This window comes from uncultured Leifsonia sp., assembly GCF_945957465.1.
Lineage (GTDB): Bacteria > Actinomycetota > Actinomycetes > Actinomycetales > Microbacteriaceae > Leifsonia.
The window spans coordinates 121,266-147,714 of the sequence record NZ_CAMFLC010000004.1; the positions used below are offsets into that span (position 1 = coordinate 121,266).

30 protein-coding genes are annotated in these 26,449 nt (G+C 70.9%); 15 read left to right on the forward strand and 15 right to left on the reverse strand.

Annotation, left to right across the window (positions count from 1 at the left end; all coding sequences use genetic code 11):
- Entirely contained in the window at nt 1-1,362 is a 1,362-nt protein-coding gene (locus Q0Q23_RS03690) for a phosphotransferase (protein WP_295119465.1), read from the forward strand.
- A 177-nt stretch (nt 1,363-1,539) separates the two neighbouring features.
- On the opposite strand, the gene Q0Q23_RS03695 is transcribed toward Q0Q23_RS03690, so the two are convergent.
- From Q0Q23_RS03695 to paaA, 7 genes are all read right to left on the reverse strand, one after another.
- Nucleotides 1,540-2,922, reverse strand: coding sequence for an LLM class flavin-dependent oxidoreductase (locus Q0Q23_RS03695; RefSeq protein ID WP_295119467.1), 1,383 nt, complete (start codon nt 2,920-2,922; stop codon nt 1,540-1,542).
- A 131-nt stretch (nt 2,923-3,053) separates the two neighbouring features.
- On the reverse strand, nt 3,054-3,824 hold the full coding sequence (locus Q0Q23_RS03700; RefSeq protein WP_295119470.1) for an enoyl-CoA hydratase/isomerase family protein: 771 nt from the start codon (nt 3,822-3,824) through the stop codon (nt 3,054-3,056).
- 8 nt (nt 3,825-3,832) lie between these two features.
- Nucleotides 3,833-4,921: a 1,2-phenylacetyl-CoA epoxidase subunit PaaE gene (gene paaE, locus Q0Q23_RS03705; RefSeq protein WP_295119473.1), complete on the reverse strand. Its 1,089-nt coding sequence runs from the start codon at nt 4,919-4,921 to the stop codon at nt 3,833-3,835.
- 10 nt (nt 4,922-4,931) lie between these two features.
- On the reverse strand, nt 4,932-5,417 hold the full coding sequence (paaD, locus tag Q0Q23_RS03710) for a 1,2-phenylacetyl-CoA epoxidase subunit PaaD (RefSeq protein ID WP_295119557.1): 486 nt from the start codon (nt 5,415-5,417) through the stop codon (nt 4,932-4,934).
- Nucleotides 5,411-6,259, reverse strand: a complete 849-nt coding sequence (gene paaC / locus Q0Q23_RS03715; protein ID WP_295119476.1) for a 1,2-phenylacetyl-CoA epoxidase subunit PaaC — start codon at nt 6,257-6,259, stop codon at nt 5,411-5,413. Before paaC ends, paaD begins: the two co-directional genes overlap by 7 nt.
- Nucleotides 6,256-6,561: a 1,2-phenylacetyl-CoA epoxidase subunit PaaB gene (gene paaB / locus Q0Q23_RS03720; protein WP_295119479.1), complete on the reverse strand. Its 306-nt coding sequence runs from the start codon at nt 6,559-6,561 to the stop codon at nt 6,256-6,258. The genes paaC and paaB overlap by 4 nt, the downstream gene beginning before the upstream one ends.
- The gene (gene paaA, locus Q0Q23_RS03725) at nt 6,558-7,511 is read right to left on the reverse strand and encodes a 1,2-phenylacetyl-CoA epoxidase subunit PaaA (RefSeq protein WP_295119482.1); all 954 of its coding nucleotides are present in this window, start codon (nt 7,509-7,511) and stop codon (nt 6,558-6,560) included. Before paaA ends, paaB begins: the two co-directional genes overlap by 4 nt.
- Before the next feature lie 80 nt (nt 7,512-7,591).
- Between paaA and Q0Q23_RS03730 the strand changes: the two genes are divergently transcribed.
- From Q0Q23_RS03730 to Q0Q23_RS03745, 4 genes are all read left to right on the forward strand, one after another.
- The gene (locus Q0Q23_RS03730) at nt 7,592-8,197 is read left to right on the forward strand and encodes a TetR/AcrR family transcriptional regulator (protein WP_295119485.1); all 606 of its coding nucleotides are present in this window, start codon (nt 7,592-7,594) and stop codon (nt 8,195-8,197) included.
- A 149-nt stretch (nt 8,198-8,346) separates the two neighbouring features.
- Nucleotides 8,347-8,634 (forward strand): type VII secretion target, encoded by a 288-nt coding sequence (locus tag Q0Q23_RS03735; protein ID WP_295119488.1) that lies wholly within the window; start codon nt 8,347-8,349, stop codon nt 8,632-8,634.
- 1 nt (nt 8,635) lies between these two features.
- Nucleotides 8,636-10,639 (forward strand): alpha/beta hydrolase, encoded by a 2,004-nt coding sequence (locus Q0Q23_RS03740; RefSeq protein WP_295119491.1) that lies wholly within the window; start codon nt 8,636-8,638, stop codon nt 10,637-10,639.
- A 62-nt stretch (nt 10,640-10,701) separates the two neighbouring features.
- On the forward strand, nt 10,702-11,256 hold the full coding sequence (locus tag Q0Q23_RS03745; protein WP_295119494.1) for a hypothetical protein: 555 nt from the start codon (nt 10,702-10,704) through the stop codon (nt 11,254-11,256).
- Between the two features lie 15 nt (nt 11,257-11,271).
- Here the strand turns inward: Q0Q23_RS03745 and paaZ are convergent, their stop codons facing one another.
- On the reverse strand, nt 11,272-13,320 hold the full coding sequence (paaZ, locus tag Q0Q23_RS03750) for a phenylacetic acid degradation bifunctional protein PaaZ (RefSeq protein WP_295119497.1): 2,049 nt from the start codon (nt 13,318-13,320) through the stop codon (nt 11,272-11,274).
- Between the two features lie 96 nt (nt 13,321-13,416).
- On the opposite strand from paaZ, the gene Q0Q23_RS03755 reads away from it, so the two are divergent.
- Nucleotides 13,417-13,773 (forward strand): PaaI family thioesterase, encoded by a 357-nt coding sequence (locus Q0Q23_RS03755; RefSeq protein WP_295119560.1) that lies wholly within the window; start codon nt 13,417-13,419, stop codon nt 13,771-13,773.
- On the opposite strand, the gene Q0Q23_RS03760 is transcribed toward Q0Q23_RS03755, so the two are convergent.
- From Q0Q23_RS03760 to Q0Q23_RS03780, 5 genes are all read right to left on the reverse strand, one after another.
- A complete protein-coding gene (locus Q0Q23_RS03760; protein WP_295119499.1) occupies nt 13,745-14,656 on the reverse strand; it encodes a 3-hydroxyacyl-CoA dehydrogenase family protein in 912 nt (303 codons plus the stop codon). The genes Q0Q23_RS03755 and Q0Q23_RS03760 overlap by 29 nt on opposite strands.
- Nucleotides 14,653-15,393 (reverse strand): enoyl-CoA hydratase/isomerase family protein, encoded by a 741-nt coding sequence (locus Q0Q23_RS03765; RefSeq protein ID WP_295119502.1) that lies wholly within the window; start codon nt 15,391-15,393, stop codon nt 14,653-14,655. The genes Q0Q23_RS03760 and Q0Q23_RS03765 overlap by 4 nt, the downstream gene beginning before the upstream one ends.
- A 38-nt stretch (nt 15,394-15,431) precedes the next feature.
- A complete protein-coding gene (locus Q0Q23_RS03770) occupies nt 15,432-16,616 on the reverse strand; it encodes a thiolase family protein (protein ID WP_295119504.1) in 1,185 nt (394 codons plus the stop codon).
- 40 nt (nt 16,617-16,656) lie between these two features.
- Nucleotides 16,657-17,853: a low temperature requirement protein A gene (locus tag Q0Q23_RS03775; RefSeq protein WP_295119507.1), complete on the reverse strand. Its 1,197-nt coding sequence runs from the start codon at nt 17,851-17,853 to the stop codon at nt 16,657-16,659.
- 177 nt (nt 17,854-18,030) lie between these two features.
- Entirely contained in the window at nt 18,031-18,459 is a 429-nt protein-coding gene (locus tag Q0Q23_RS03780; protein WP_295119510.1) for an Lrp/AsnC family transcriptional regulator, read from the reverse strand.
- Between the two features lie 128 nt (nt 18,460-18,587).
- Between Q0Q23_RS03780 and Q0Q23_RS03785 the strand changes: the two genes are divergently transcribed.
- Genes Q0Q23_RS03785 through Q0Q23_RS03805 form a run of 5 tightly spaced genes read left to right on the forward strand, consistent with a single transcriptional unit; the run spans nt 18,588 to nt 23,338 of the window.
- Entirely contained in the window at nt 18,588-19,694 is a 1,107-nt protein-coding gene (locus tag Q0Q23_RS03785; protein WP_295119513.1) for a thiamine pyrophosphate-dependent dehydrogenase E1 component subunit alpha, read from the forward strand.
- A complete protein-coding gene (locus Q0Q23_RS03790) occupies nt 19,691-20,752 on the forward strand; it encodes an alpha-ketoacid dehydrogenase subunit beta (RefSeq protein ID WP_295119516.1) in 1,062 nt (353 codons plus the stop codon). Before Q0Q23_RS03785 ends, Q0Q23_RS03790 begins: the two co-directional genes overlap by 4 nt.
- Nucleotides 20,749-22,209, forward strand: a complete 1,461-nt coding sequence (locus tag Q0Q23_RS03795; RefSeq protein WP_295119518.1) for a dihydrolipoamide acetyltransferase family protein — start codon at nt 20,749-20,751, stop codon at nt 22,207-22,209. Before Q0Q23_RS03790 ends, Q0Q23_RS03795 begins: the two co-directional genes overlap by 4 nt.
- Complete coding sequence (locus Q0Q23_RS03800) at nt 22,206-22,340, forward strand: hypothetical protein (protein WP_295119521.1); 135 nt, start codon at nt 22,206-22,208, stop codon at nt 22,338-22,340. Before Q0Q23_RS03795 ends, Q0Q23_RS03800 begins: the two co-directional genes overlap by 4 nt.
- Before the next feature lie 47 nt (nt 22,341-22,387).
- Nucleotides 22,388-23,338 carry a DMT family transporter gene (locus tag Q0Q23_RS03805; protein WP_295119524.1) on the forward strand — a complete coding sequence of 317 codons (951 nt, stop codon included), beginning with the start codon at nt 22,388-22,390 and terminating at the stop codon, nt 23,336-23,338.
- A gap of 13 nt (nt 23,339-23,351) precedes the next feature.
- Here Q0Q23_RS03805 and Q0Q23_RS03810 read toward each other — a convergent pair whose 3' ends face one another.
- Together Q0Q23_RS03810 and msrB are read right to left on the reverse strand one after the other, a co-directional pair.
- The gene (locus Q0Q23_RS03810) at nt 23,352-23,930 is read right to left on the reverse strand and encodes a nitroreductase family protein (RefSeq protein WP_295119527.1); all 579 of its coding nucleotides are present in this window, start codon (nt 23,928-23,930) and stop codon (nt 23,352-23,354) included.
- Nucleotides 23,927-24,361, reverse strand: a complete 435-nt coding sequence (gene msrB, locus Q0Q23_RS03815; RefSeq protein ID WP_295119533.1) for a peptide-methionine (R)-S-oxide reductase MsrB — start codon at nt 24,359-24,361, stop codon at nt 23,927-23,929. The genes Q0Q23_RS03810 and msrB overlap by 4 nt, the downstream gene beginning before the upstream one ends.
- A gap of 173 nt (nt 24,362-24,534) precedes the next feature.
- Between msrB and Q0Q23_RS03820 the strand changes: the two genes are divergently transcribed.
- The 4 genes from Q0Q23_RS03820 to Q0Q23_RS03835 all read left to right on the forward strand — a co-directional run.
- The gene (locus Q0Q23_RS03820; protein ID WP_295119536.1) at nt 24,535-24,834 is read left to right on the forward strand and encodes a DUF3263 domain-containing protein; all 300 of its coding nucleotides are present in this window, start codon (nt 24,535-24,537) and stop codon (nt 24,832-24,834) included.
- A 24-nt stretch (nt 24,835-24,858) separates the two neighbouring features.
- Nucleotides 24,859-25,410 carry a LytR C-terminal domain-containing protein gene (locus tag Q0Q23_RS03825; RefSeq protein WP_295119539.1) on the forward strand — a complete coding sequence of 184 codons (552 nt, stop codon included), beginning with the start codon at nt 24,859-24,861 and terminating at the stop codon, nt 25,408-25,410.
- 180 nt (nt 25,411-25,590) lie between these two features.
- On the forward strand, nt 25,591-25,794 hold the full coding sequence (locus tag Q0Q23_RS03830) for a cold-shock protein (RefSeq protein ID WP_055914585.1): 204 nt from the start codon (nt 25,591-25,593) through the stop codon (nt 25,792-25,794).
- A 206-nt stretch (nt 25,795-26,000) separates the two neighbouring features.
- A partial coding sequence (locus Q0Q23_RS03835; protein ID WP_295119544.1) for a TCP-1/cpn60 chaperonin family protein occupies nt 26,001-26,449 on the forward strand: 449 nt, incomplete at its 3' end.

The following is a 26,449-nucleotide window of genomic DNA, read 5'->3' on the forward strand; positions in this document are numbered from 1 at the left end:
ATGACGGAACTGACGGAGCTGGTGGGCTCATGGATGCGCCGCCAACGCTGGTACTCGACAAAGGCCGTCGAACCGCGGCTGCGACTGCTCGGCTCGTTCGAGCTGGAGCGGGCGCCGGAGACGGCCCAGGACGGTTCGCGGATCGTCACCTATTTCTTCTGCGACGATGCACCGCGCACACCACGCGTGTACCAGGTGCCCCTCGTCGCGCGGGTGCGGCGCGACGGCGATCCCGCCGGATTCGTCGGCGAGGCCGGCGGGCGGTACCTGTACGACGGGCCGGTGGAGGAAGCGTACGTCGCCGCATTGGCTGCTCTGATGACGGGGGCGGGAAGCGCGGACGGGGAGCACGCGCGGGCCTCCGGCCATTCGCTCGGGGGACCGATCCCCGTGCTGTCGTCACGGCGGCTCTCGGCCGAGCAGTCGAACACCTCCATCGTCGCCGAGATCGCGGACGGTGTGCTGGCGCTGGTGAAAGTCTTCCGTGTCGTGCAGGACGGCGAGAATCCGGACATCTCCACCTTGGCGGCCCTGACGGCCGGGGGATCGGAGCGCACCCCCGCCCTCCTCGGCTGGCTGTCCGGCTCCTGGCCCGGCGCACACGAAGGCCGGTCGGCGGGGGAGCTGGCGCTCATGCAGGACTTCGTGCCGGGCGCCGAAGACGGCTGGGAGCTCGCCGTCGGCGCGGCAGAACGCGGTGAGGACTTCACCGAGCGGGCGTTCGCGCTCGGTGCGGGCACAGCCGAGTTGCATCGATTGATGGCCGGCGTCCTCCCGACGCGTCGGGCGCAGCCGGAGGATGTGCGGGCGGCCCTCGACGGCATGTTCCGCAGGCTCACGATCACGACGACCGAGGTGCCGGAGGTCGAGGCGCTGCGGCCCGCGATCGCAGCGGTGTACGAGGAGGCGGCCGCCGCACCGCTTCCGGTGCTGCAGCGCATCCACGGCGACCTCCACCTCGGCCAGGTGCTCTACTCGCCCGAGCGTGGCTGGCAGTTCATCGACTTCGAGGGCGAGCCGCTGCGGCCCCTGGCCGAGCGTGCGCTGCCGGACGCGACGATGCGCGACGTCGCGGGGATGCTGCGCTCGTTCGACTACGTGGCCGGATCGCTCGCGCAGCGCGAGCCTCCCGTCGATGCCCGGGCGTGGGCCGCCGACGCGCGCCGGGCCTACCTCGACGGCTACGAGTCGGTGGCGGGGGACGTGCTTCACGAGTTCGCGGACCTGCTCACCGCGTTCGAACTCGACAAGGCCGTGTACGAGATCACCTACGAGGCGCGCCACCGGCCGAGCTGGATCCCGATCCCGCGCGCCGCGGTCGAGCGCCTGCTGGACGACGCGCACCACTCCGCCCGCCATTAGCCGCGGCGTCCGGCGTGTTACCCGCACGCCGGGCGCCGCGTGGAGCGGACATCTTCGAAGCCCATGCCCGCCCTGCGCGCATTGTGCGGCGTTCTGGCGGCTGCGGGCAGACAGAACGCCGGGTCTACCCCACGTTCTTCGGGTAGCCCGGCGTTCCGCGCTGATTCTGCTTGTCCGTCAGGCCTTCACCGTCGCCCCGACGCGGTATCGCGCGCCGCGGTGGTTCTCGGGGAGGCGGTCGCCGGCGCCGTGCAGCTTGTTCCGCAGCGTGCCCGGAGCATAGGCCTCCGGGTAGGCGCCGCGTTTGCGCAGCTCGGGGATGACGAACTCGACGATGTCCTCGAACGTACCGGGCGTGATCGCATAGGCGAGGTTGAAGCCGTCCACGTCGGTCTCCTCGACCCACTCCTGGAGCTGGTCGGCGATGCTGACGGCGCCGCCGACGATGTAGGGGCCGAGGCCGCCGATGACGCCGTTGCGGCCGATGTCTCGCACGGTCCACTCGCCGCCGTCGGCGTTCGGTCGCTGGAAGTTGGCGACCGCCGACTGGATGGCGTTGCTCTTGACGTTCCCGATCGGCTCGTCGAGGTCGTACTGCGACAGGTCCACGCCCATCCAGCCCGACATGAACACAAGAGCACCCTCATCGTTCGTGTACTGCAGGAAGTCCTCGAACTTCGCCTGCGCCTTCTCGTCTGTCTCGTCGGTGACGATCGTGAGCAGGGTGTAGATGCGTGCCGAGTAGCGGTCGCGGCCCGCGGCCTCAAGCGCGTCGCGGAGCTTGCTCACCGTCTCCTTCAGCCCCTCCTTGGTGGAGGCCGCCACGAAGATCGCCTCGGCGTTCTCTGCGGCGAACGAGATACCACGCTTGGAGGCGCCCGCCTGGTAGATCACCGGGGTGCGCTGCGGGCTCGGCTCGGAGAGGTGGATGCCGGGCACGGTGAAGTGCTTGCCCCGGTGGCCGATCTCGTGCACCTTCGACGGGTCGGTGAAGACGCCGGACTCCCGGTCGCGGATGACGGCGTCGTCCTCCCAGGACCCTTCCCACAGCTTGTAGAGCACCTCCAGGTACTCGTCGGCGTGGTCGTAGCGGTCGTCGTGCTGGAGCTGGTCGTCGTGACCCATGTTGCGCGCCGCCGACGGCAGGTAGCCGGTGACGACGTTCCAGCCGACCCGGCCGTTCGTGAGGTGGTCGAGCGTCGACATGCGGCGTGCGAACGGGTACGGGTGCTCGTAGGCGGTGCCGGCGGTCACGCCGAAGCCGAGGTTCTCGGTCACGAGCGCCATCGCCGAGACCAGCAGCAGCGGGTCGTTGACCGGCACCTGTGCGCCGTGGCGGATGGCGGCCTCGTTGCTGCCGCCGTACACGTCGTAGGTGCCGAGCACGTCGGCGATGAAGATGCCGTCGAAGGTGCCGCGCTCGAGGAGCTTGGCGAGCTCGGTCCAGTAGGTGAGGTCCTTGTAGCGCCACGCCTGGTCCTCGGGGTGCCGCCACATTCCGGACGACTGGTGGGCGACGCAGTTCATGTCGAACGCGTTGAAACGGATCTGCCGGGTCATGCGCTCCAGAATGCATGCGTTTCGCGGCGCGCTGCACACGTCGCGTCACATCCCGTAACCGACGAGGGCGTCGAGGCGGCGCGAAATGCGATCAAAGCCGTCGAGACGGCGGAGTCCGCCGTCTCGGCGGCTCACTCGCCGCGGAAGACGGGCGGGCGCTTCTGCTGGAAGGCGGCGAAGCCCTCGCGGTAGTCCGCGGTGTCGCGGAGAGCGGCCTGAGCCTGGTTCTCGGCGGCGACCGAGTCCCAGAGGCCGAGGGTGCCGTCGCGGAGGCCCGCCACGATGCGCTTGCTCGCCAGGAACGCGTGCGTCGCTCCGCGTGCGGCGCTCGCCGCAGCCTCCTCGGCCGCCGCCCCCACTTCGTCCGCGGGAAGGGCCCTGCTGAAGAGTCCGCCGGCAACGGCCTCCGCGCCGGAGATCAGCCGGCCCGAGTAGATGAGGTCGAGGGCGCGGTGCGGTCCGAGGCGAGAGACGAGCAGCCAGTGGCCTCCCGAGTCGAGGGCGGCCCCCAGCGCGGCGAACGGCGAGCCCACCTTGGCGTCCTCGGCGACGAACACCACGTCGGTGGCCACGAGGAGGCCGAGACCGACCCCGAGCGCCGCGCCGCGGGCGGCCGCGAACGTCGGAGCGGGGAACGCGCTCATCCGCCGCAGCAACGGCGTCACGAGTCCGTCGAGGTACCCGGTCACGTCGTCGGTCGCCGCATCCACCCCGGCGATGTCGCGGCCGGCGCAGAACGAGCGTCCCTCGCCGCGCAGCACGAGCGCGCGCACGCCCGCAGCCTCCGCGTCGGCATAGGCGGCGTCGAGCGCGCGGAGGTCGTCGGGGCCGAGAGCGTTCAGTCGTTCGGGTGCGTTCAGCGTCACGCGGGCGACATCGTCCTGGATGCTGAGCTCGATCATGCGTCCCCCTATACGTCGTAGTCCACGGCCACGCGATCCGTCAGCGGATGCGACTGGCAGGTGAGCACGTACCCGGCCTCCAGCTCCTCCGGCTCCAGCGCGTAGTTCTCGGTCATCCGCACATCCCCCGAGAGCAGGCGCGCGCGGCAGGTGCCGCAGACGCCGCCGGTGCACGCGAACGGCACGTCCGGTCGCACGCGCAGCGCGGCGTTCAGCACCGACTCGTTGGCATCCACCGGCGTGGTCACCGTGGAGGTCTGCCCGTCGAGCGTGAACTCGATCTCGGCCGTCTTCTCGCCGTCGTGCACGACCACCGGGTGGCCGACGTCGCCGCGCACCTCGCCCGGCTCGCCGGTCGTGAACAGTTCGAAGTGGATGCGGGAGCGCGGCACGTCGTAGGTCTCCAGCACATCCCGGCAGAGCTGCACGAGCTCGAACGGCCCGCACAGGAACCACTCGTCGACCGTGCTCGGCGGCAGCAGCGCCTCCAAAATCGTGCGCAGCCGCTCCTCGTCGATGCGGCCGGACAGCAGCGGGGCGGTGCGCTGCTCCCGCGACAGCACGTGATGCAGCGCCAGCCGTGACGGGTAGCGGTCCTTCAGATCGGCCAGCTCCTCCAGGAACATCACGTCGATCGCCGTGCGGTTCGTGTACACGAGCGTGAACGAACTGGTCGGGGAGGCCGCGAGCACGCTCGAGGCGAGCGCCATCAGCGGCGTGATGCCCGAGCCGGCGGCGATGCCGGCCACGTGCGCGCCGTCGAGACCGCCCAGGTCGATCGTGAACGTGCCCTGCGGACTCATCACGTCGATCCGGTCTCCCGCCCGCAGCTGGCTCGTCGCCCAGGTCGAGAAGGCGCCCCCGAGGTCGCGCTTGATCGCGACGCTGATGCGGCCCGGCGACGGCGGCCGGCAGATCGAGTAGCTGCGGCGCAGCTCCCGCCCGTCGACCGTCGCCCGGAGCGCGACGTGCTGGCCGGGAAGGTAGTCGTACTCGCCGCGGAGGCTCTCGGGCACCGCGAAGGTCACCTCGACGCTCGCCGCGGTGAGCGGCCGCACCTCGGCGACCGCGAGCGTGTGGAATCGCGCACGCGCCATCAGCGGGTCCTCACAGCGCCTTGAAGTGGTCGAACGGCTCGCCGCACTCGTCGCAGACGAACAGCGCCTTGCACGCCGTCGAGCCGAAGTGGGAGACCTCGTGCGTCTTGAGCGAGTCGCAGTGCGGGCACTTCACGCCGAGCGTCAGCCGCACCGGCCCCGTGCCGGGTGGCGGAGCGATCCCGAAATCGCGCAGCGCCGCGCGACCGTGGTCGCTGATCCAGTCGGTCGTCCAGGCCGGGGCGAGGGCGAGGCTGACCCGCACCTCGTCGAAGCCCTCGGCGGCGAGCGCGCGCACCACATCCTCGCGGATGGCATCCATCGCCGGGCAGCCGGAATAGGTCGGCGTGAGCACGACCTCCACCCCGGTGTCGGTCACGCTGACGGCCCGGAGCACCCCGAGGTCGTCGATGGTCAGCACCGGGACCTCGGGGTCGAGCACCGCCGCAGCGGCCGCCCACGCCCGTCCCGCCTCCGCGGCGTGGCCGGTCACCAGGTCGCTCCGGGGTGCGCGCGGGTGAGCACCTGCATCTCGGCGAGCAGCGGAGCGAGGTATTCGGAGTGCCGGCCGCTCCGCCCGCCGCCAGCGGCGGTGAAGGCGCCGGGCAGCTCCAACCCGGCTTCCGACACGATCGGGGCGATCGCGGTATCGAACGCGTCGCGCAGGGTCGACGGTCGGGGCGCGATGCCCTCCAGGCGGTCCAGCAACGGCTCGTCGCGGAACAGCTCACCCACGTACGGCCAGAGGTCGTCGAGGGCGAGGAGCGTGCGGCGACGCGACTCGTCGGTGCCGAGAGCGAGCCGGAGCATCCACTGGTCGGAGTGGTCGCAGTGGTAGGCGACCTCTTTGACGGCCTTGGCCGCGACGGCCGCGAGCACCGGGGCGGCCGACGCGCGCAGCCGCTCGTAGAGCTCGAACAGATAGTGGGAGGCCGCGAACTGTCGCACGATCGTGTGCGCGAAATCGCCGTTCGGCTGCTCGAAGAGGTGCGCCGAGCGGAAGTCCTGCTCGTCGCGCCAGTACGCCAGGTCGTCCTCCGAGCGTCCGGTGGCCGTGCCTGCGTAGCGCAGCAGCGACCGCGCGTGGCCGAGCAGGTCGAGGGCGATGTTGGCCAGCGCGACGTCCTCCTCCAGCTCGGGGGCGCGCGAGATCCACCAGCCGAGCCGCTGAGCCAGGATGAGCGAGTCGTCGCCGAGCCAGAGCGCGTATTCCGCGACGTCGGGGGAGGCCGCGGCCTCGGACGCGACGAACTCGGCGGAGAGCGTCACGGCGCTGAGCTCGACGTGGCCGTGCTGGTCGAACTCGTCGACGGCCGGCTGTGCTGTCGGGTCGGTCACAAGTGCTTCACCCCCTCGCTCTCGGTGTAATAGGTGGCGTGCCGGAAGTTCTTTCCCTCCGGCGAGGTGAAGAAGGCGTCTTTGGCGTCGGGGTCGCTGGCGGTGATGGCGTCGGAGCGGACGACCCAGATCGAGACGCCCTCCCCGCGTCGCGTGTAGAGGTCGCGGGCGTTGCGCACGGCGAACTCCTCGTCGGGCGCGTGCAGCGAGCCGACGTGCACATGGCTGAGCCCACGGGAGGCCCGCACGAACACCTCCCAGAGCGGCCAGACCTCGTGTGCCGGCCTCTCCACGGCGCTCACGCGGCGACCTCCTGGCGCGCTGCCGTGCGCGCGGCGTAGGCGGCCGCGGCTTCGCGCACCCACGCGCCCTCCTCGTGCGCCTCGCGCCGGCGCTGCATGCGCTGTGCGTTGCACGGCCCCTCGCCGGCGATCACGCGCTGCAACTCGCTCCAGTCGATGGGGCCGAGGTCGTAGGCCTGGCGCTCCTCGTTCCAGCGGAGGTCGGGGTCGGGGAAGGTCACGCCCAGCACCTCGGCCTGCGGCACGAGCATCCCGACGAAGCGCTGGCGCAGTTCGTCGTTCGAGAACCGCTTGATCTTCCACGCCATCGAGCGCGCGGAGTTGGGGGAGTCGGCGTCGGGAGGCCCGAACATCATCAGCGACGGCCAGTACCAGCGGTCCACGGCGTCCTGCGCCATCCGCTGCTGCTCCGGTGTGCCGCGCATCAGGGTCAGCAGGATCTCGAAACCCTGGCGCTGGTGGAACGACTCCTCCTTGCAGATGCGGACCATCGCGCGGCCGTACGGCGCGTACGAGCAGCGGCACAACGGCACCTGGTTGCAGATGGCGGCGCCGTCGACGAGCCAGCCGATCGCGCCGATGTCGGCCCAGCTGAGCGTCGGGTAGTTGAAGATCGACGAGTATTTGGCCGCGCCGCTGATCAGCTGCTCGGTCATCTCATCGCGGGTGATGCCGAGGGTCTGCGTTGCCGAGTAGAGGTACAGGCCGTGGCCGGCCTCGTCCTGCACCTTGGCCATCAGGATGGCCTTGCGCTTGAGGCTCGGCGCGCGGCTGATCCAGTTGGCCTCCGGCTGCATGCCGATGATCTCGGAGTGCGCGTGCTGCGACATCTGCCGGATGAGCGTTCGGCGGTAGGCGTCGGGCATCCAGTCGCGCGGCTCGATGCGCGAGTCGGAGGCGATGAGCTGTTCGAACAGCGCCTCGCCGGCCTGTTCCGTTGTGTTCTCCATCGAACCGGCACTCCACTCAATACTGACTGATCGTTCGTTCAGTATATGCGCGCAGGCTCGGTTCATGCCACACTGTGCAGGTGACCGACACCCGGACGGCCGAGCCCCTGCGCCGGGGGCGGCCCGGCTACGACCAGCGCGGGATCCTCGAGGTCGCCGTGGCCGCGTTCAACGAGCACGGCTACGACGCGACCTCCATCGGCATGCTCGCCGAACGGCTCGGCCTGTCGAAGTCGGCGATCTACCATCACGTCGCCTCCAAGGACGAACTGCTGGCCCTCGCCCTCGACGAGGCGCTCGACGGGCTGGAGGGCGCGCTGCGAGCGGCCGAAGAATCGTCGGGCACGGCCGCCGACCGGCTCGCCCTCGTGCTCCGGGAGGCCGTGCTGGTGCTGGCTGACCGCCTCCCGTACGTCACGCTGCTGCTGCGCGTGCGCGGCAACACCGACGTCGAGCGGGCCGCGCTGCAGCGTCGGCGCGCGTTCGACCACGCCGTCGCCGCACTCGTGGCCGATGCACGCGACGAGGGGGCGCTGCGCGCCGACGGTGATCCCGCCGTCGTCGCCCGCCTCCTGTTCGGGATGATCAACTCGCTCACGGAGTGGTACGACCCCGCGGGTGCGGTCACGCCCGACGACCTCGCCGACACGATCCTCGCCCTCGCGCTGCGCGCGCCCTCCGCCTGACCCGCAGGGCGGCGCGCAATCGCCCCTGACACGCGGACCTGTGGGCGCGAGCGTGCCCTTCGGTGTGCGTTCGTCTGCGTTCTGAAATGGAAAATAGACATTTCAGGTGCGACATGGAAGCATCTTTTCGAACACACGAGCGGAGTTTCATGAGCGGCACAGTGTCGGTGAACGTCGAAGCGCTGCGGGCCGGCGCACACGCCTCGAGCAGGCTGCCGGAGGCGCCGCGGAGCGTGACGATCGGGTTGGGCGACCTGGGGAGCGCGCGGGCGGATGCCGCGTTCGAGCGGTATCACCCGACGTGGTCGTCGGAATGCTCGTCGACGGTGCGCAGTCTCGAGAAGCTGTCGGCGCTGCTCGTCTCGGCGGCCGATGCCTATGAGCAGCGCGACACGGAGGCGGCGGCGACGTTCGCCGGAGGTCCCCGTGCGTTCTAGGGTGACGGATTGGTCACCGGTCGAGTTCTACGACGACCCCACCCCGGGGAATGTGGATGTGGTGGCGGCCCTGATGGACGACGTGCGGGCGCGCGGAGAGTGGTTCCAGTCCATCGCAGGGTCGCTGCTCGATATCCGGGGTCGGGTGGAGGCTCCGACCTGGTCGGGGCTTGCCGGACAGGCCTTCTGCGCACGGCTGGACGCCCTCCAGGTCGCGACCGACAAGGCGTCGACGCGCAACCGCGAGGTGGGGGCTGCGGCTCAGGCGTGGGCAGAGGCGATGTTCTCCACGCAGTTCGATGCTGACCGGGCTTTGCGGGCGGCCGAAGAGGCGCAGAGGGAGATCGCGGCGGCGGAAGCGTCGATTCAGGCGTTGTCCGGTTCGTACGGCCAGGCGCTCCTGGCGGTGACGGCGATGACCGACCTGATGGCTGCGTCTGCGGGCAGTCCGCCTTCAGCGGGTACGCGTGTTCCGACTCTGGTCGAGGTGGCAGCGGCGAAACAGCGCGCCGAGGAGTTCCGGTTCGATCGTGATCGGGCGGCGCGGTCATTGGAGGACGCCCGGCAGCGGCTGGAGCAGGCTCTCGCCGAAGCTCGCCGTGCGCACGACGAGTTCACGAGAGCGGAGGCGCGCTTCGTCGCGGCGATCGAGCACGCCGCCGAGGCCTCCCCCGACGAGCTGTTCGGCGATCTCGAATCCTTCGCCACGGCCGTGGAAACGCTCACGACGATCGAGAAGGTCACCGGGACCAGCGGCACCACCATGTTCTCTCTGCTGAGTCGGCTGCCGCTGGACCAGTTGGAGGCACTCCTCGCCAGCGATCCGGCCCTGGCGCAGCAGTTCTGGGAGCACCCGCCGCCGCCGGAGAGGGTGGCCGGGTGGTGGCTTAGCCTCAATAGGGAGAAGCGAGCGGCGTTCATCCAGGCGGTGCCCGAGATCATCGGCAATCTTCCGGGAGTGCCGTATAAGGACCGGAACAACGCGAATCTCATCAGCTATGCGGCCGCGAAGCGTAATCCCGACCTCTCGGACGCACAGCGCAAGGTAATGGCCGCTATGGGAATGGCGCTCACCCCACCGAAGAAGGGTGTGCCTGTGCAACTGGTGGCGTTCAACTTCTTCGCCGAGCCTCCGATGCTCGCCGTCGGCTATGGGGACCTCGACAGCTGTTCACCCACGACGTGGAGCGTGGGAGGGATGGACTTCGGCGCGAAAGAGGCCCTTGAGGACTGGAGCGACGCGGGCAAGAACCTGTGGAAGGCTCAGAAGGATCTTGACCTCAACCTGACTCCCGGAGTCGTGGCGTGTTTCGAGTACGACAACCCCGACGCCGTCGGTGTGACCTCCAGCGCCTCCGCGAAGAAGGGTGCGGCCCGGTTCGCGGCCGAACTCAAGGGCAATGCCGAGATGCGCGACGGATTCGTCTCCAGCTATTCGCCGATCTCGGTGACGGCGCACTCCTACGGCACGACCATGGCGTCGATCGCTCTCACGCAGGTGAGGACGGAGATCGACTCGTTCGTGATGGTGGGGTCTGCCGGTATCGACACGTCGCTGGTGTCGTCGTTGTCGCAGGTCCGGGCGGCTCACATCTATACGATTGCGGCGTCTATGGACCAGCTTGCCCCGACCGGCGCCGCCGTCGCCGGGCGGGCGAATCCGAACCCGCAGGTGACGCCGATGGGCGGGGAGTCCATGGGTGGTGCGCTGGCGCTCAGCGCCGAAGGCGACGGTAAGGACCTGGAGCGGGTCGATGGGCACAACCCGATCGGCAAAGCAGAGGGAACACTCTTCGGAGGGATCGCGCACACGGAACCGTCGGAAGGTCACGGCTACTACGACCGGCGCACCCAGTCGCTCCGCAATATGGCCGCGGTAACCACAGACCGGGTTGACAAGGTCAGTGGCGAGATGACCGATACGAGCGAGCCGGCTGCGGCACACAACAAGCAGGCTGAGGAACACTTCGATCGACTTACTCGACACAGCGCGTTGGGCCGATGACGCGCGCCGCCCGGGCTCTCCTGATCGCGCTTACATCCGCTCTCATGATTGGAGGTTGCACCATGACATCGCATTACCCTGACTCCGGCAAGACGGGGCAGCAGTTGCGTATCGAGACCATCGAGGCGATGAACGCGGCCATCGCCGCCTCGGGTTTGCCCGATGGGTGGGGGTTCGACCTGGGAGAGGATGCGGAGCAGTGGAATCCCGCGACGGAGGAGTTCATCGGTGCGGGTTGCACGACAACACCCGGCACCCGGGGACAACTCTTCGAGGTGAACCTCTACCATGCGCCGGGCGGTGACCCGGTGGCGTTCGCCACGATGATGGGGGAGTTCTGGGAAAGCCAGGGCTACGCGGTGAGCGTCGTCGGCGGTGTCGACCTTGGTGTGGAACATACGACGGATCTGCGCGCTGATCGCCCGGATGGCAGTCTCTACGCCGGGGTGACTGCCAGCACGATCTCGTTCAATCTCAGCATCTACTCCGAGTGCTCCGCCGATCCCAGTCTCCGCAAGTTCGCCGGTCCGAACGGGTACCGGACCTTCAATGAGTTCGACCCGGACCCGTACCACCCCACGAACAGCCCGAGCGTGACCCCGTACCCCCGGGACTGATTAGGCGCCCACCACCTATTTCGCGACGAGCGTCAACACGTCGTAGGAGGCGACCAGCTCGTCGCGCTGGTTCGTGATGCGCGCGTCCCAGCGCACCTCGCCGTAGTCGTCCGTCTCGCGCGGCGTGATCTGCTTGGCGGTCAGCGCGACGCGGATGGTGTCGCCGGGCGACACCGGCGTCAGGAACCGCAGGTTCTCGAGCCCGTAGTTCGCGAGCACCGGCCCCGGCGCGGGGTCGACGAACAGGCCCGCTGCCCACGACACCAGCAGGTACCCGTGCGCGACGCGTCCGGGGAAGAACGGGTTGGCGGCCGCCGCCTCCTCGTCCATGTGCGCGTAGAAGGTGTCGCCGGTGAAGGTCGCGAAGGTCTCGATGTCGTCGAGCGTGACGCGTCGTGCTTCCGAGTTCACCTGGTCGCCGACCCGCAGGGTTGCGAGCGACTTGCGGAACGGGTGCGGACCTTCGGAGTCGGCGGCTGCTCCCGCGTGCCACACACCGGTGACCGCGGTCAGGAGGTCGGGGGAGCCCTGGATGGCCGTGCGCTGCATGTGGTTCAACACCGCCCGGATGCCGCCGAGCTCCTCACCGCCGCCCGCGCGGCCCGGTCCGCCGTGCACCAGGTGCGGCATCGGCGAGCCGTGGCCGGTGGAGGTGCGGGCGTCGTCGCGATCGAGCAGGAGGATGCGGCCGTTGTAGGCTGCCGTCCCGAGCACCAGGTCGCGCGCGAACTCGGGGTCGTGCGTCGCGGCGCTCGTGACGAGCGAGCCGCCGCCGAGAGCGACCAGTTCCGCGGCCTCCGCTGCCGTCGCGTACGGCAGCACCGCCGCGACCGGACCGAACGCCTCCACCGTGTGCGCCTCCGGTGTGCGCGCATCCGCGAAGCGCAGCACGATCGGCGCGACGAATGCGCCCTCCGGCTCGGCGCCGAGAGTGCCGTCGGCGCGCCGTACGCGCGGCTGGTCGAGACCGCCGATGGCCAGCTCACCCCCGGCCGCCACGAGCCGCGTCACCTGGCGGAGCACCTCGGAGCGCTGCTCCCGCGAGGCGAGCGGACCCATCGTCACGCCCTCCGCGCGCGGGTCGCCGATCACGACGCGCTCGGAGATACGCGACCGCACCGCCGCCAGCACGTCGTCGACGGCCGCCGCCGGCACGATCGCACGGCGGATGGCCGTGCACTTCTGGCCGGCCTTGGCCGTCAGCTCCACCACGAGCTGTTTCACGTACGCGTCGAACTCGGGTGTTCCGCCGAGCGCGTCCGGGCCCAGCACCGAGGCGTTGATCGAGTCGGTCTCGCTCGTGAACCGCACACCGCCGGTCTGCACCGAATCGTGCGCGCGCAGTCGCTCCGCGGTGGAGGCCGACCCGGTGAACGCGACCAGGTCGCCCAGCCGCAGGTGGTCGAACAGCCCGGGCACCGAACCGCACACCAGCTGCAGCGTGCCGGCGGGCAGGAGGCCGGACTCCACGAGGATGCGGACCATCGCCTCCGCGACGTACGCGGTCGGCGTCGCCGGCTTGGCGAGCGTCGGCATCCCGGCCAGGAACGAGGGCGCGAACTTCTCCAGCAGGCCCCACACCGGGAAGTTGAACGCGTTGATCTGCACGGCCACCCCGGGCAGCCGGGTGAAGATGTGCTCGCCGAGGAACGAGCCGTCCTTCGCCAGCGGCTCGGGCACCCCGTCGATGACGACCTGCGCGTTCGGCAGCTCGCGCCGGCCCTTCGACGAGTAGGTGAACAGCGCGCCGATGCCGCCGTCCACGTCGATCCAGGCATCCGCCCGGGTGGCGCCGGCGCGCGCCGAGAGGTCGTACAGTTCCTCCTTGCGCTCGGTCAGCGCCTGGGCCATCCGCTTGAGCAGCACGGCGCGCTGGTGGAAGGTCAGCTCGCCGAGCGAGGCCTGGCCGACCGTGCGGGCGTACTCGAGAGCGCCCGCGAGGTCGGCGCCTTCGGCGCTCACCCGGGCGACGAGCTCGCCCGTGGAGGCGTCGCGCACCTCGGCGGCGCCGGTGTCGTCGTCGGGGCCCCACCACTGATCGTGCAGGTAGCTGGGCAGACTCATTCGGTACCTCCCGGGAGGACAGGGGCCGGTGGCACGTAGGCTGGTGCCGTGGCCGATGAAGACTGGACGATCGAGCTCGGCGAGCTCGACGAGAAGATGGGCGTGCGCATCCTGGAGCAGTCCGCCGAGCGCGTCGTGGCGACGATGCCGGTGGAGGGCAACCGCCAGTCGTTCGGACTGCTGCACGGCGGGGCCTCGGTGGCGTTCGCGGAGGCGCTCGGCTCGTGGGCGGCCGTCATCCACGCCGGCCCCGGCCGCAGTGCCGTGGGGCTGGACATCAACGCCACGCACCACCGGTCGGCGCGCAGCGGGGTCGTGACCGGTGTCGCGACGGCGATCCGGCTGGGCAGGACGGTGACTTCGCACGAGGTCGTGGTGACCGACGAGGACGGCAACCGTCTGTGCACCGCGCGCATCACGAACCTCATCGTGGCGGCTCCGGAACGCGGCTGACATCGCCGGCCGCGCCGTCCGCCCCGGAGCTCCAGTCGTAGAAGCCGTGCCCGGACTTGCGGCCGAGCAGACCGTCCGCCACCATGCGCCGCAGGAGCGCGGGCGGCTCGAAGCGCGGCCCCAACTCGGCCGCCAGGTAGTCGGCGATGTCGAGCCGCACGTCCAGCCCGACGATGTCGGTGAGCCGGAGCGGGCCGACCGGATGCTTGTAGCCGAGCGTCATCGCGGCGTCGATGGCCTCGGGGGAGGCGACTCCCTCCTCCACCATCCGCACGGCCTCCAGACCGAGCAGCACGCCCAGCCGCGACGAGGCGAACCCCGGCGAGTCCCGCACCACGACGGGAGTCTTGCCCAGGGCGGTGACCCAGCCGGCGACGAGTTCGACCGCGCTCGCTGCTGTCGCGGTGCCGCTCACGACCTCCACGAGCGCGGACGCCGGGACGGGGTTGAAGAAGTGCATGCCCAGGAATGCCCCCGGGCGGTCCAGCGCGGCGGCGAGGCCGTCGATGGAGAGCGAGGAGGTGTTGCTCGCCAGCACCGCCAGCGGCTCGAGCAGCTCCTCGGCGCGTCGCAGTGCCTCCCGCTTGAGCTCCGGCAGCTCGGGGACGGCCTCCACGACCAGGTCGCAGCCGCGGAGGGCGTCCCAGTCGACCGTGGTGACGAGGTGGTCGGGAGCGGGCGCGGCTGCTCCGCGGAGCACGCTGCCCTCCACGGCGGCCAGCACGCGGTCGCGCGCGGCGGAGGCGGAGTCGGCGTCGCGCTCCACCACGGCGACCCGGGTGCCCGCCATCAGGAAGGCGTGCGCGATCCCGGCGCCCATCCGGCCGCCGCCCAGCACGCCGACGCGGTTCGGGAGGCCGCCTGCGGCCGAGCCCGCGCTCATCGGCGTCTCCGCTCCAGGAAGGCGGTCATCCGCCGGTGCTTCTCGTCCGATTCGAAGAGCACGGCCTGAGCCTCCTGCTCGGCGCCGGGATGGTCGGCCAGCGGGGCGCGCAGCACACGCTTCGTGTACTGCGTCGCGAGCGGGTCGTTCGCGGCGATCCGGTCGGCGAGCGCGTGGGCCCCGGCGAGGAGCGCCTCCGGTTCGAACAGGTCGGCCACCAGCCCGGCGGCGAGGGCCTCCTCGCCGGTGAGCACGCGTCCCGCCAGCGTCATCTCGGCGGCGAGCGGCAGGCCGACCAGGCGGGGAAGCCGCCAGAGCGCACCGGCCGCCGCGATGATCCCGAGGGAGGTCTCCGGGTTGCCGATGCGCAGGCGCGGCGTGCCGATGCGGAAGTCCGCCGCGTAGGCGAGCTCGGCGCCGCCGCCCAGCGCGTAGCCGTCGAGGGCGGCGATGACGGGCATCGGCAGCTCGGCGATGCGGGTGAACACCGTCGCGTTGATGCTGCGGCGTGCGTCGTCGGCCGTGCGTTCGAGCAGCTCGGCGATGTCGGCGCCGGACGCGAACACCCCGTCGGTGCCGGCGAGGATCAGGATGCGCGGCTCACGTTCCAGCCGCTCGCACACCGCGTGGAGGTCGTCGACCATCCGCTGGTCGATCGCGTTCCTGCGCTCGGGGCGGTTCAGCGTGACGATGACGCGGTCGGCGCGCTCGTCGAGGAGCAGGGTGTCCGCGGTCATGCGGCCTCCGTGGTCGTCGGCACTGGCTCGGGTGTCGCTCACATCGCCTCCACGATCAGTGCCGCTCCCTGGCCGACGCCGACGCACATCGTCGCCAAGCCGTACCGCGACCGCTCGCGTTCCATACGGCCGAGCAGCGTGACCAGGATGCGTGTTCCGCTCGATCCGAGGGCATGACCGAGCGCGATGGCGCCGCCGTCGGCGTTGACGCGCTCCTCGTCCAGTCCGAGACGCCGCACGCAGGCGAGCGCCTGCGAGGCGAACGCCTCGTTGAGCTCGATGCTGCCGAGATCGGCGGTCTCCAGGCCGGCGCGCTCCAGTGCGCGGTGCGTCGCCGGCACCGGTCCGAGTCCCATGAGCTCCGGTGCGACGCCGGCGCTCGCCGACGAGACGATGCGTGCGCGAGGGCGGAGGCCGTACCGGCGCACCGCCTCGCCGCTCGCGACCAGGATCGCCGATGCGCCGTCGTTCAGCGGGGACGAGTTGCCCGCGGTGACCACCGAGCCGCCCGCGACGACCGGGCGCAGCGCGGCCAGCGCCTCGGCGTCCGTGTCGCGTCGGATGCTCTCGTCGACGACGACGTCGCCGCGCGGGGTCGCCACCGGCACGATCTCGTCGGCGAACCGGCCGGCGTCCGTCGCGGCGGCGGCCCTGCGGTGGCTGCGCAGGGCGAAGGCGTCGGCGTCCTCCCGGCTGATCCCGTCGGTCCGGGCGACCTCCTCCGCGGTCTCGGGCATGGTGAAGGTGGCCTTGTCGCGGTCGAGCAGGCGCGGGTTGGTGAACCGCCAGCCGATCGACGTGTCGAATTGCGGTCCCGGCTTCGCCCACGGCCGCTCCGGCTTCGCCTGCACCCACGGCGCGCGGGTCATCGACTCGACGCCGCCCGCGACGATCAGGTCGGCGTCGCCGGCGCGGATCGCCTGGCCGGCCAACGTCACGGCGCTCAGGCCGGACGCGCAGAGCCGGTTGACGGTCGCACCGGGCACGCTGTCGGGAAGCCCGGCAAGGAGGACGGCCATCCGGGCGACGTTGCGGTTGTCCTCGCCGGCCTGGTTGGCGGCTCCGAGGATGACGTCCTCGAGCGCCGCCGCGTCTACGCCGGAGCGGCGCACCGCCTCGCCCACCACGAGGGCGGCGAGGTCGTCGGGCCGGATGCCCGCGAGGGCGCCCCCGTAGCGACCGACCGCCGTGCGGACTCCGCCCACCAGGTAGGCCTCGGGCATCGCAGCTCCTTCGAATGCGAATTACCGAACGAACGTTCAGCTAGTAAATAGTCGCAGAACCCTGGCGGTCGGGCAAGCGGCGGGCGCGCGAAGCGCGTTCCGACGACGCGACGACCAGCACCAGGATCGCCACCCCGCAGGCGACGGCGGCGGCGGCCGGAAGCCACAGCGCGGCGACGGCCAGCAGTCCGGGCAGCGCGACCGCCGGGATCGCCCAGCGCAGCACCCGGCTCCACGGGTCGCCATACCGGCGCGCGATGATGGCGTTCGTCAGATAGAACAGTGCGATGCCTCCGCCGAGCGACACCGCCAGGGCGGCGGGCAGCGGGTCGGCCGGGTGCGCGATGGCGTCGGCCAGAGCACCGGAGATCGCCGTGACGCCCGCCAGCAGCAGGAACGGTAGGAACCCCACCGTGTCCCGGATGCCGCGAGCGTCGCCCGCCGCCAGCAGCTTCTCGAGTCCGCTCGTCATCGCGTCCACGCCGTAGAGGAAGAACGACCACGCCAGTCCGGCGGTCAGCAGCAGCCCGAGCGCGCCGACGATGCCGGCGGCGACGGTCCAGGCCTCGCTCACGGCCGCCACGATGCTCAGCACCGACTCGCCCAGCACGATGATGACGAGCAGGCCGAAGCGCTCCGACAGGTGCTCGACGTTCATGCGGTCGAGAGCCAGTGACGACCACGCGCCCGAGGTGGCGGTGAGCAGGACGACCTCGATCACGATGGCCGACGCCCAGAGCACGTAGTCCGCCGGGGCCGGGAGCGCGATGGACACCAGCCAGATCAGGGCGGTCACCCCGTTGTAGGCGACGATGCGCACGCGCGACGCCGTGCCGTTCGACCACGACATCCGCACCCAGACCACCAGCAGGAGCACGCGCAGCAGGGCGTTGCCCGCCGCGAACAGCCACGCCCGGTCGCCCACGGCCTCCGGAGCGGCGACCGCGAGCGCGCCGACGGCGAACATCGCGATCAGCATCACGATCGAGAGCCGCCGGGCGCTCAACTGCGGCGAGACGTCCACGACGAACGTCAGGTTGACCCACGACCACCAGACCGACGCGAACAGCGCCACGAAGATCGCGAGCGTCGCGAACGACGGGTGCACGTGGAGGCCGTGGGCGAGCTGCCCGACGAGCGCCACGAACACCAGGTCGAAGAACAGCTCCATCCAGTGCGCGCGCGACGGATCGCGGTCGCTCGCGGCGGGCGGCCGGGGGAGCGAGAGCGAACTCATCGAGCCCGGCCGGCCGCGAGGAAGGCGTCGAGCGTTGCTGCCGCGGGCTTGGCCATAGCGCGAGCGTACCGAGCGGGGCGCGGTCGCGCCGCCTATCCCGTGCCGACATTCGTCACGAATCCCGACATTCGTGCCACGAATGTCGGGATTCGTCACGAAAGTGCGGCGGCGCGACGCCTACCGCAAGTCGTGGTCCTCGAAGACGAGCGACGTCTTCGTATCGCGCACCGAGGGGATGCTGGTCAGCTCCTCGAGCACGACGCGCCGGAGGTCCTCGTTGTCGCGGGCGCGCACCAGCAGGATCACATCGAAGTCGCCGCCCACGAGTGCGAAGTGCTCCACCTCCGGGATGCCGCGCAGACGTTCGCGGAGGTCGTGCCAGTCCGCCTGCTCCACCCGCATCGTCACGTACGCCGACGACGCCCGCCCGGAGAGGCGCGGGTCGACCTTGGCGGTGAACCCCGTGATGACTCCCGTCTCCACCAGCCGGGACACCCGCGCGTAGGCGTTGGCGCGCGAGACGTGCGCGGCCTCCGCGACCGCGGTGATGGAGGCCCGGCCGTCCGCCCGCAGGGCGTCCACGATCCGGGTGTCGATGTCGTCCATGGTGGAAGACAGTTTGGCACTGATGGGCGGCGACTGCATCCCATTCGTCTCGAAACCACAGAACCGATGGCAAACGGGGTCCAGCGAAGTCATCCTGATGTTGAGCGACGTCTTTCGAAGGAGAAGAGATGCACGCCGACGATCTGATGCCGGGCGACACCCCGCTGCGGCTCATCGACGAGCAGGGCTCGGGCCACCCGCACGAGCACTACGCGTTCCCGTCCGCCGAGGTGCTCCGCGACGGCTACCGCCGGCTGGTGCTGGGCAGGCGGCTCAACGACCAGGCCGACGCACTGGTGCGCCAGGGTAAGCTGGCGGTGTATCCGTCGTCCCACGGTCAGGAAGCATGCGAGGTCGCGGCGGCCATGGTGCTCGACGAGGGCGACTGGCTGTTCCCCACCTACCGCGACTCCGTCGCCGTCGTCAGCCGCGGCGTCGACCCGTTCGAGGCCTTCCTGCTCCTCCGCGGCGACTGGCATGCGGGCTACGACCCTCGGCAGTACCGAGTCGCCCCGCAGGCGACGCCCCTCGCGACCCAGCTGCTGCACGCCGTCGGCTTCGCCCACGCGGCGCGGCTGCGCGGCGAAGACACGGTGGTCGTCGCCATGTGCGGCGACGGCGCCACGAGCGAGGGCGACTTCCACGAAGCGCTCAACTTCGCGGCCGTCTTCCATCTGCCCGTCGTCTTCCTGGTGCAGAACAACGGCTACGCCATCTCCGTGCCGCTCAGCAGGCAGACCGCGGCCCCGAGCCTCGCCCACAAAGGCGTGGGCTACGGGATGCGCGGCCGTCTGGTCGACGGCAACGATCTCGCGGGGCTGCTCGCCGTGCTGGGCGAGGCCGTGGCCGAGGCGCGGGAGGGCGGCGGCCCGACCCTGGTCGAGGCGATCACCTACCGCATGAAGTCGCACACCAACGCCGACGACGCCACCCGCTATCGCAGCGCGGCGGAGGTCGAGCCGTGGCTGGCGCGCGATCCGCTGCTCCGGCTGCGCACCTGGCTGACGTCGGAGGGCGAGCTGACCGACGACGCCGACGCCGGTTTCCGTGACGAGGCCGACCGGGTCGCCCTCGATCTGCGCACCCGCATCATGGCCGACGCCGAGCCGAGACCGCTCGACCTGTTCGCCTTCGTCTACGCGGAGCAGACACCGCAGCTGCGGGAGCAGGCCGACCTGCTGGCCGCCGAGCTCGCCGCCGAATCCGCATCCCGAACCGAGGAGGTCGCCCGATGACGCTCATGCACGACGCACCCGCCGACCACTCCGCCGACGGCGACCGCCGCTCCGCCGCTGTGGAGGCGGCACCGGCCGTGGCGACCATGACGATGGCACAGGCGCTCAACCGCGCGCTCGCCGATTCGCTCGCCGCCGACCCGGCCGTGCTCGTCTTCGGCGAGGATGTCGGAACCCTGGGCGGCGTCTTCCGGATCACGGACGGCCTGGCCGCACGCTTCGGCGAGCAGCGCTGCTTCGACACCCCGCTGGCCGAGTCCGGCATCGTCGGCACGGCGGTCGGGATGGCGATGAACGGCCTGCGCCCGGTGGTCGAGATGCAGTTCGACGCCTTCGCCTACCCTGCGTTCGAGCAGATCGTCGACCACGTGGCCAAGATGGGCAACCGCACGCGTGGCGCGGTGCGGTTGCCGATGGTCATCCGCATCCCGTTCGCCGGCGGCATTGGCGGCGTCGAGCACCACTCCGACTCGTCCGAGGCCTACTACGTGCACACGCCCGGCCTCACCGTCGTCACGCCGTCGACTCCCCAGGACGCCTACGGCCTTCTGCGCGCCGCGATCGCGCATCCCGATCCCGTCGTCTTCCTCGAGCCGAAGAAGCTCTACTGGGCGACGGGGGAGGTCGACGTCTCGGCTCCGCTGCCCCGCATCGGCTCCGCGCGCATCGCCCGTGAGGGCACCGACGCGACGCTGATCGCCTACGGGCCGACCGTGCCGGTCGCGCTCGCCGCCGCGGAGGCCGCGGCAGCGGAGGGCCGCAGTCTCGCGGTCGTCGATGTCCGCTCGCTCACTCCGTTCGACGACGAGACCGTGTGCGCAGCGGTGCGGGCGACGGGGCGCGCGGTGGTCGTGGCCGAGGCGCCCGGTTTCGCCAGCGTCGCCTCCGAGATCGCCGCCCGTGTCTCGGAGCGCTGCTTCCACTATCTGGAGGCCCCGGTGCGGCGGGTGACCGGCTTCGACACGCCGTTCGCACCCCCGAAGCTCGAGCGCTTCTATCTGCCGGGCGTCGACCGCGTGCTCGACGCCGTGGACCAGCTGCAGTGGGAGGACCGGTGAAGGTCTTCGAGCTGCCCGACCTGGGCGAGGGGCTCGCCGACGCCGAGCTGGTGCGCTGGCTCGTCGCGGTGGGCGACACGGTCGTCGTCGACCAGCCGATCGCTGAAGTGGAGACCGCCAAGTCGGTCGTCGAGGTGCCGTCGCCCTTCGCCGGGGTCGTGGCCGCCTGTCACGGCGAGGAGGGCGAGACCATCCTGGTCGGCTCTCCGCTGCTCGAGGTGGAGGAGGAGCCAGCCGCCGGGGCGTCGGCGGCCACGGGAGAGCCGGCTCCCGAACCTGAGGCAGCGCCCGAACCTGAGGCAGTGCGCGAACCCGAGCCCGCGCGCGAACCCGAGCCCGTCGGCGCCGGCTCCGGCCAGGTGCTGGTGGGGTACGGCACCACCGAGCTGGCCACCGCGCGCCGCCGTGGCCGCACCGCGGTGCGCACCGCCGCGGCCGCGGGAGCGCCGAGCCGGATCGTCCCCGTCGTGTCGCCGGTGGTCCGCGCCCTCGCGCACACCCACGGCGTCGAACTGGCCTCGCTGACTCCCACCGGTGCGGGCGGAGTGGTGACCCGGCGCGACGTGGAGGCCGCGCTGGCCGCCGCGAACGCCCGCCCTGCTGCGCCCACGGCCCCCACCGACACCAGCGCTACCAGCGCCGACACGAGCGCCACCAGCACCTACACCAGCACCGGCATCGATACCGGCACCGCGACCACCAGCACCCCCGACGCCGAAAGCGGCGTCGACCGCCGCACCGGCCTCCGGGTGGCCGCGGTCACGCCGTTCTCGCGCCTGCGCCGCACCGTCGCGGAAACCATGACGCGCAGCCGGTCCGAGATCCCCGAAGCGACCGTCTGGGTCGACGTCGATGCGACCGAGCTGTGGGAGGCCCGGCGCGCGCTCGGCCGAGCCGGCCGTCCGCCGTCGATGCTGGCTTTCGTCGCACGCTTCGCGTTGAGCGCGCTCGCCCGGCACCCCGAACTCGCCGGTCGCGTCACCGCCGCCGGCGACGGCGTCGAGACCTTCGACGGCGTCAATCTCGGCTTCGCAGCCGACACTCCGCGCGGGCTGCTCGTTCCGGTGATCCGCGGAGCGGACGCGCTCAGCATCCGTGGCCTCGATGCCGAACTCGCGCGGCTGGCGGCGGCTGCCCGCGAGGGCGTCCTTCCCCCCGCCGATCTGACGGGTTCGACCTTCACCGTGAACAACTACGGCAGCCTCGGCGTCGACGGCAGCGCTGCGATCATCAACCATCCGGAGGTCGCCATCCTGGGCATCGGCCGCGTCATCGAGCGCCCGTGGGTGGTCGAGGGCGCCGTGGTGCCGCGGCGCCTCGTTCAGCTCAGCCTGGTGTTCGACCACCGCGTCACGGACGGCGGCGTCGCGGCGCGGTTCCTGCGTGAGATCGCGGATGCGATCGAATCGCCGATCTCCTTCCTCGCCGACGAGGCGCCGGGTACGGTGAGGTCATGAGCGACAAGCGCGACGGCGATACGACCGACGACGACCACGACCTCGACTTCGAGAAGGACGTGGCTCCCGAGGAGAACATCCCCTGGCTGCCGCACCCGGAGCCGACCGACGGCGAGGCGCCGGCGCCCTGATTCCGTGCGCGCGGCGGTGACGGCGCCCGCGCCATAGGCTTGGGGGAGTGACACCACGTTCCTTCCCACTCTGGCTCGCTCTCGGCTTCGCCATGCTGTGCGGGGCGGGGATCGCCCTCCAGTCGCGCATCAACGGCGAGCTCGGGAGGCGACTGGGTGACGGCGTGACGGCCGCCGTCATCTCGTTCGGCTCGGGATTGCTCATCCTCGTCGTCGCGATGGCCGTCGCCCCGGCCGGCCGCCGTGGTCTGCGCCGGGTGGTCGGCGCCCTCCGCGGTCGCGAACTGCCCTGGTGGTACGTGGCCGGCGGAGCAGCCGGCGCGTTCCTCGTGCTCTCGCAGGGCGTGGCCGCCGCCGTCCTCGGCGTCGCACTCTTCACGGTCTCCGTCGTCGCCGGTCAGACGGTCAGCGGGCTCGTGCTCGACCGTATCGGCTTGGGCCCGGGCGGCCGCCGGCCGATCACGCCGGCGCGCCTCGCCGGCGCGATCATCGCGCTGGCCGCCGTCTCCTGGGCCGTGTCGTCGCAGTTCGGCGGCGGAGTGCCGGTCTGGCTCATGCTGCTGCCGCTCCTGGCCGGCCTCGGCCTCGGCTGGCAGCAGGCCGTCAACGGTCAGGTGCGCGTCGTCGCGTCCAGCGCCCTCACCGCGACCTTCGTCAACTTCACCGTCGGGACGACCGTCCTCCTGGTGCTGATGGGGATCGACTGGAGCATCCGCGGCCTCCCCGCCGCACTGCCCGCTGAGCCGTGGCTGTACGCCGGCGGCGCGATCGGCTGCGTCTTCATCGCCGCGGCGGCCCTGCTGGTGCGCGTGACCGGCGTCCTGCTCCTGGGGTTGGCCACGGTGGCCGGTCAGCTCGTCACCGCGCTGCTGCTGGACGTCTTCGCGCCCACCTCGTCGCAGCCGGTCGCCGCGTCCACGGTCGCAGGCACCCTGCTCGCCCTGGTCGCGGTCGCCGTCGCGAGCGTGCGCTGGCGCGGCCGCCGCACAGCGGCGTAGCCGTTCGCAGAGGTCAGTCGAGCACGCTCAGGAAGCGTTCGGGGTCGATCGTCTTGCGGTGCCCCTCCCTGCTGTCCTCCGGCACCCCGCCGACGTAGAGCCAGCCGAGCAGGCGCTCGTTCTTCGCCAGGCCGTGCATGCGGTGCACGGCCTTCGATCTGGTGTGGTGTCCGGTGCGCCAGATGACACCCCAGCCGGCGTCGTGGAGCAGCAGGCTCAGGATGTGCGCGACGCCGGAGGCGACGGCATCCTGTTCCCAGCCCGGCACCTTCTCGCTCTTCGTGCGGACCGACACGATCGCCAGCAGCAGCGACGACCGGAGCGGCTTGGCGGCCAGCTTGTCCGCGGCCTCTCCGGTCAGCCCGGCGTCCGCGACGAACGCCCGGCCGAGCCGCACGCGGGCGTCGCCGCGCAGTTCGATGATCCGCCACGGGTGCAGCGCCGAGTGGTCGGCCACCCGGCCGGCGGCGGCGACGAGCGGCAGAAGCTCCTCATGGCCGGGCGCGTCCGGCGTCACGCGCGAATACGACCGTCGCGCGGCGACACGGTCGACGAGGTCGCTCGAGGAGGCGTCCGCGGGGCCTCGGCTCATCCGGCGTCCGGCGCGAAGTTCAGCGAGATCGAGTTCATGCAGTACCGGTCGCCGGTGGGCGTGCCGAACCCGTCGGGGAAGACGTGGCCCAGGTGCGAGCCGCAGTTCGCGCAGCGGACCTCGGTGCGGACCATGCCCAGGCTGTCGTCCTCGATCAACTGCACGGCCTCCGGCCGGATCGACTCGTAGAAGCTCGGCCAACCGCAGCCGCTGTCGAACTTGGTGCCCGACTTGAACAGTTCGGCGCCGCACGCCGCACAGGTGTAGAGGCCGGCGCGGCCCTCGTCCAGGAGCTCGCCCGTCCACGGCCGCTCGGTGCCCGCCTCGCGCAGCACGGCGTACTGCTCGGGGCTGAGCTCCCGGCGCCACTCGTCGTCGGTCTTGCTGACCTCGTACGTCTGCTGTGCTGCGTCGTCCTGCGGTGCACCCATCGTGCGGTCCTTTCGTCGTGGCGTCCTCCAGCCTAAACGGCGAGGCGCGGCACACTGTTCCCTGTTTCGGCTCGCGACCTGCCGCATCCAAACGGGGAACACTCAGGCCGCCGCCCCTAGGATGACTCGCGAGCGCGGGGACGAGCCGACTCGGGAGACGGAGAGGGGAGGCGGTGCGTGTGGCGGAAGCCGCTGACCACCGGATCCCTCAGCCCGATACGAGCGGACTGACCGACCGTGAGGCCGCCATCCTCGCGTTCGAGCGTCAGTGGTGGCGGCATGCCGGTGCCAAGGAGCAGGCCATCCGTGAGGAGTTCGGCCTGTCCGCGGCGCGGTACTATCAGCTTCTCGGAGCCCTGATCGACCGCCCGGAGGCGCTCAGGCACGACCCCATGCTCGTCAAGCGCCTGCTCCGGCTGCGCGAGACCCGGCTGGCAGCACGGCGATCCCGGACACTCCCGTCCGGCGACTGACACCGCGAGGAAACCACACCTTACATGGCAGAGAAGTACCCGAGAGACCGGTTCGACGAGATCCCCGACGATCTCCAGCGCGTCGGAGCGCACCGGGCTCCGCGGCCGAAGGGCCGCGCGTGGATCGCGGTCGGCTGGGCCGCGCTGGCGGTCGTCGTCCTGGTCGGCGCCGGCATCTTCGGCCTCTCTCTGGTCAGTGGCTCCATCTCCTTCCACGGCGCCCCGAACAGCAGTTCGGCCGGAACCCCGACGCCGACGCCCACCCCGACGCCGACGATCACCCCGACGGTCGACCCCGCGCTGTCGGTGAACGTGCTCAACGGCACGACGACATCGGGCCTCGGCGGCAAGGTCCGCGATGTTCTCACGCAGGCCGGCTGGAAGGTCGCAGCGGTCGCCAATGCCGACAAGCAGGATCTCACCCAGACGATCGTCTACTACTCGGACCCGAAGAACCAGGCGGCCGCTCTCGGGGCGGCCAAGTCGCTCCCGGGTGCGACCATCGAGCAGTCACAGGCCTTCGCTGACACCGGCGCCGACCTCACGGTCGTCGTCGGCAGTGATTACACGGGCTGAGCGGTCGTCATCCGGAGGGTGGATGCGGTCTGATCCCTTTGTTTCTTGCGTGTTTAAGTTTCGCCTTTTTTGGTAACGGAATGGCTAAAAGACTGGCGTAACCGGGCATTACAAGCATTAGTATCGGGAGTCAACGCCAGGCGCTGGACCGGGCGAGCGACACAGCAATGGGAGTAATGCATGGCGAACGGGACCGTGAAGTGGTTCAACGCTGAAAAGGGCTACGGATTCATCACAGTCGAAGGTGGGGGACAGGACGTTTTCGTTCACTACTCCGCGATCGACATGAACGGCTACAAGGTTCTCGAAGAGGGCCAGCAGGTGCAGTTCGAGGTCGGCTCGGGCAACAAGGGTCCGCAGGCCGAGTCGGTGCGTCCGCTGTAGTACGCAGCGATCGGCTAGACCAGATAGCGGGAGCGCCGCCCTTCGGGGCGGCGCTCTTCTTTTCGCCGAGGGCGATCCCTTCCCGCCCGGCGAGCCCGTCGCCTTGCACTCCACGGTCGCGAGTGCCAGAATCGCTTTAGCACTCCATCTGATCGAGTGCTAATCAACGGAATCTTTCGCAGACGTCCGGGAGGGACGAGAAACACATGGCAAAGATCATTGCTTTCGACGAGGACGCCCGTCGCGGCCTCGAGCGCGGCCTCAACATCCTGGCCGACACGGTCAAGGTGACGCTGGGCCCGCGCGGTCGCAACGTCGTCCTCGAGAAGAAGTGGGGCGCCCCCACGATCACGAACGACGGTGTCTCCATCGCGAAGGAGATCGAGCTCGACGACCCGTACGAGAAGATCGGCGCGGAGCTCGTCAAGGAGGTCGCGAAGAAGACCGACGACGTCGCGGGTGACGGCACCACCACCGCGACCGTTCTGGCTCAGGCGCTCGTCAAGGAGGGCCTCCGCAACGTGGCCGCCGGCGCCGACCCGATCACCCTCAAGCGCGGCATCGAGAAGGCCGTCGCGGCGGTGACCGACGAGCTCGTCGCCAGCGCCAAGGAGGTCGAGACCAAGGAGGAGATCGCCGCCACCGCGTCCATCTC

What these genes read in the sequence shown, in the direction of transcription:
- Q0Q23_RS03690 (WP_295119465.1), top strand. Translation starts at nt 1, where the DNA reads ATGACGGAACTGACGGAGCTGGTGGGCTCATGGATGCGCCGCCAACGC.
- Q0Q23_RS03695 (WP_295119467.1), bottom strand. Translation starts at nt 2,922, where the DNA reads ATGACCCGGCAGATCCGTTTCAACGCGTTCGACATGAACTGCGTCGCC.
- Q0Q23_RS03700 (WP_295119470.1), bottom strand. Translation starts at nt 3,824, where the DNA reads ATGATCGAGCTCAGCATCCAGGACGATGTCGCCCGCGTGACGCTGAAC.
- paaE (WP_295119473.1), bottom strand. Translation starts at nt 4,921, where the DNA reads ATGGCGCGTGCGCGATTCCACACGCTCGCGGTCGCCGAGGTGCGGCCG.
- paaA (WP_295119482.1), bottom strand. Translation starts at nt 7,511, where the DNA reads ATGGAGAACACAACGGAACAGGCCGGCGAGGCGCTGTTCGAACAGCTC.
- Q0Q23_RS03735 (WP_295119488.1), top strand. Translation starts at nt 8,347, where the DNA reads ATGAGCGGCACAGTGTCGGTGAACGTCGAAGCGCTGCGGGCCGGCGCA.
- Q0Q23_RS03745 (WP_295119494.1), top strand. Translation starts at nt 10,702, where the DNA reads ATGACATCGCATTACCCTGACTCCGGCAAGACGGGGCAGCAGTTGCGT.
- paaZ (WP_295119497.1), bottom strand. Translation starts at nt 13,320, where the DNA reads ATGAGTCTGCCCAGCTACCTGCACGATCAGTGGTGGGGCCCCGACGAC.
- Q0Q23_RS03755 (WP_295119560.1), top strand. Translation starts at nt 13,417, where the DNA reads ATGGGCGTGCGCATCCTGGAGCAGTCCGCCGAGCGCGTCGTGGCGACG.
- Q0Q23_RS03760 (WP_295119499.1), bottom strand. Translation starts at nt 14,656, where the DNA reads ATGAGCGCGGGCTCGGCCGCAGGCGGCCTCCCGAACCGCGTCGGCGTG.
- Q0Q23_RS03765 (WP_295119502.1), bottom strand. Translation starts at nt 15,393, where the DNA reads ATGACCGCGGACACCCTGCTCCTCGACGAGCGCGCCGACCGCGTCATC.
- Q0Q23_RS03770 (WP_295119504.1), bottom strand. Translation starts at nt 16,616, where the DNA reads ATGCCCGAGGCCTACCTGGTGGGCGGAGTCCGCACGGCGGTCGGTCGC.
- Q0Q23_RS03775 (WP_295119507.1), bottom strand. Translation starts at nt 17,853, where the DNA reads ATGAGTTCGCTCTCGCTCCCCCGGCCGCCCGCCGCGAGCGACCGCGAT.
- Q0Q23_RS03780 (WP_295119510.1), bottom strand. Translation starts at nt 18,459, where the DNA reads ATGGACGACATCGACACCCGGATCGTGGACGCCCTGCGGGCGGACGGC.
- Q0Q23_RS03785 (WP_295119513.1), top strand. Translation starts at nt 18,588, where the DNA reads ATGCACGCCGACGATCTGATGCCGGGCGACACCCCGCTGCGGCTCATC.
- Q0Q23_RS03790 (WP_295119516.1), top strand. Translation starts at nt 19,691, where the DNA reads ATGACGCTCATGCACGACGCACCCGCCGACCACTCCGCCGACGGCGAC.
- Q0Q23_RS03800 (WP_295119521.1), top strand. Translation starts at nt 22,206, where the DNA reads ATGAGCGACAAGCGCGACGGCGATACGACCGACGACGACCACGACCTC.
- Q0Q23_RS03810 (WP_295119527.1), bottom strand. Translation starts at nt 23,930, where the DNA reads ATGAGCCGAGGCCCCGCGGACGCCTCCTCGAGCGACCTCGTCGACCGT.
- msrB (WP_295119533.1), bottom strand. Translation starts at nt 24,361, where the DNA reads ATGGGTGCACCGCAGGACGACGCAGCACAGCAGACGTACGAGGTCAGC.
- Q0Q23_RS03825 (WP_295119539.1), top strand. Translation starts at nt 24,859, where the DNA reads ATGGCAGAGAAGTACCCGAGAGACCGGTTCGACGAGATCCCCGACGAT.
- Q0Q23_RS03830 (WP_055914585.1), top strand. Translation starts at nt 25,591, where the DNA reads ATGGCGAACGGGACCGTGAAGTGGTTCAACGCTGAAAAGGGCTACGGA.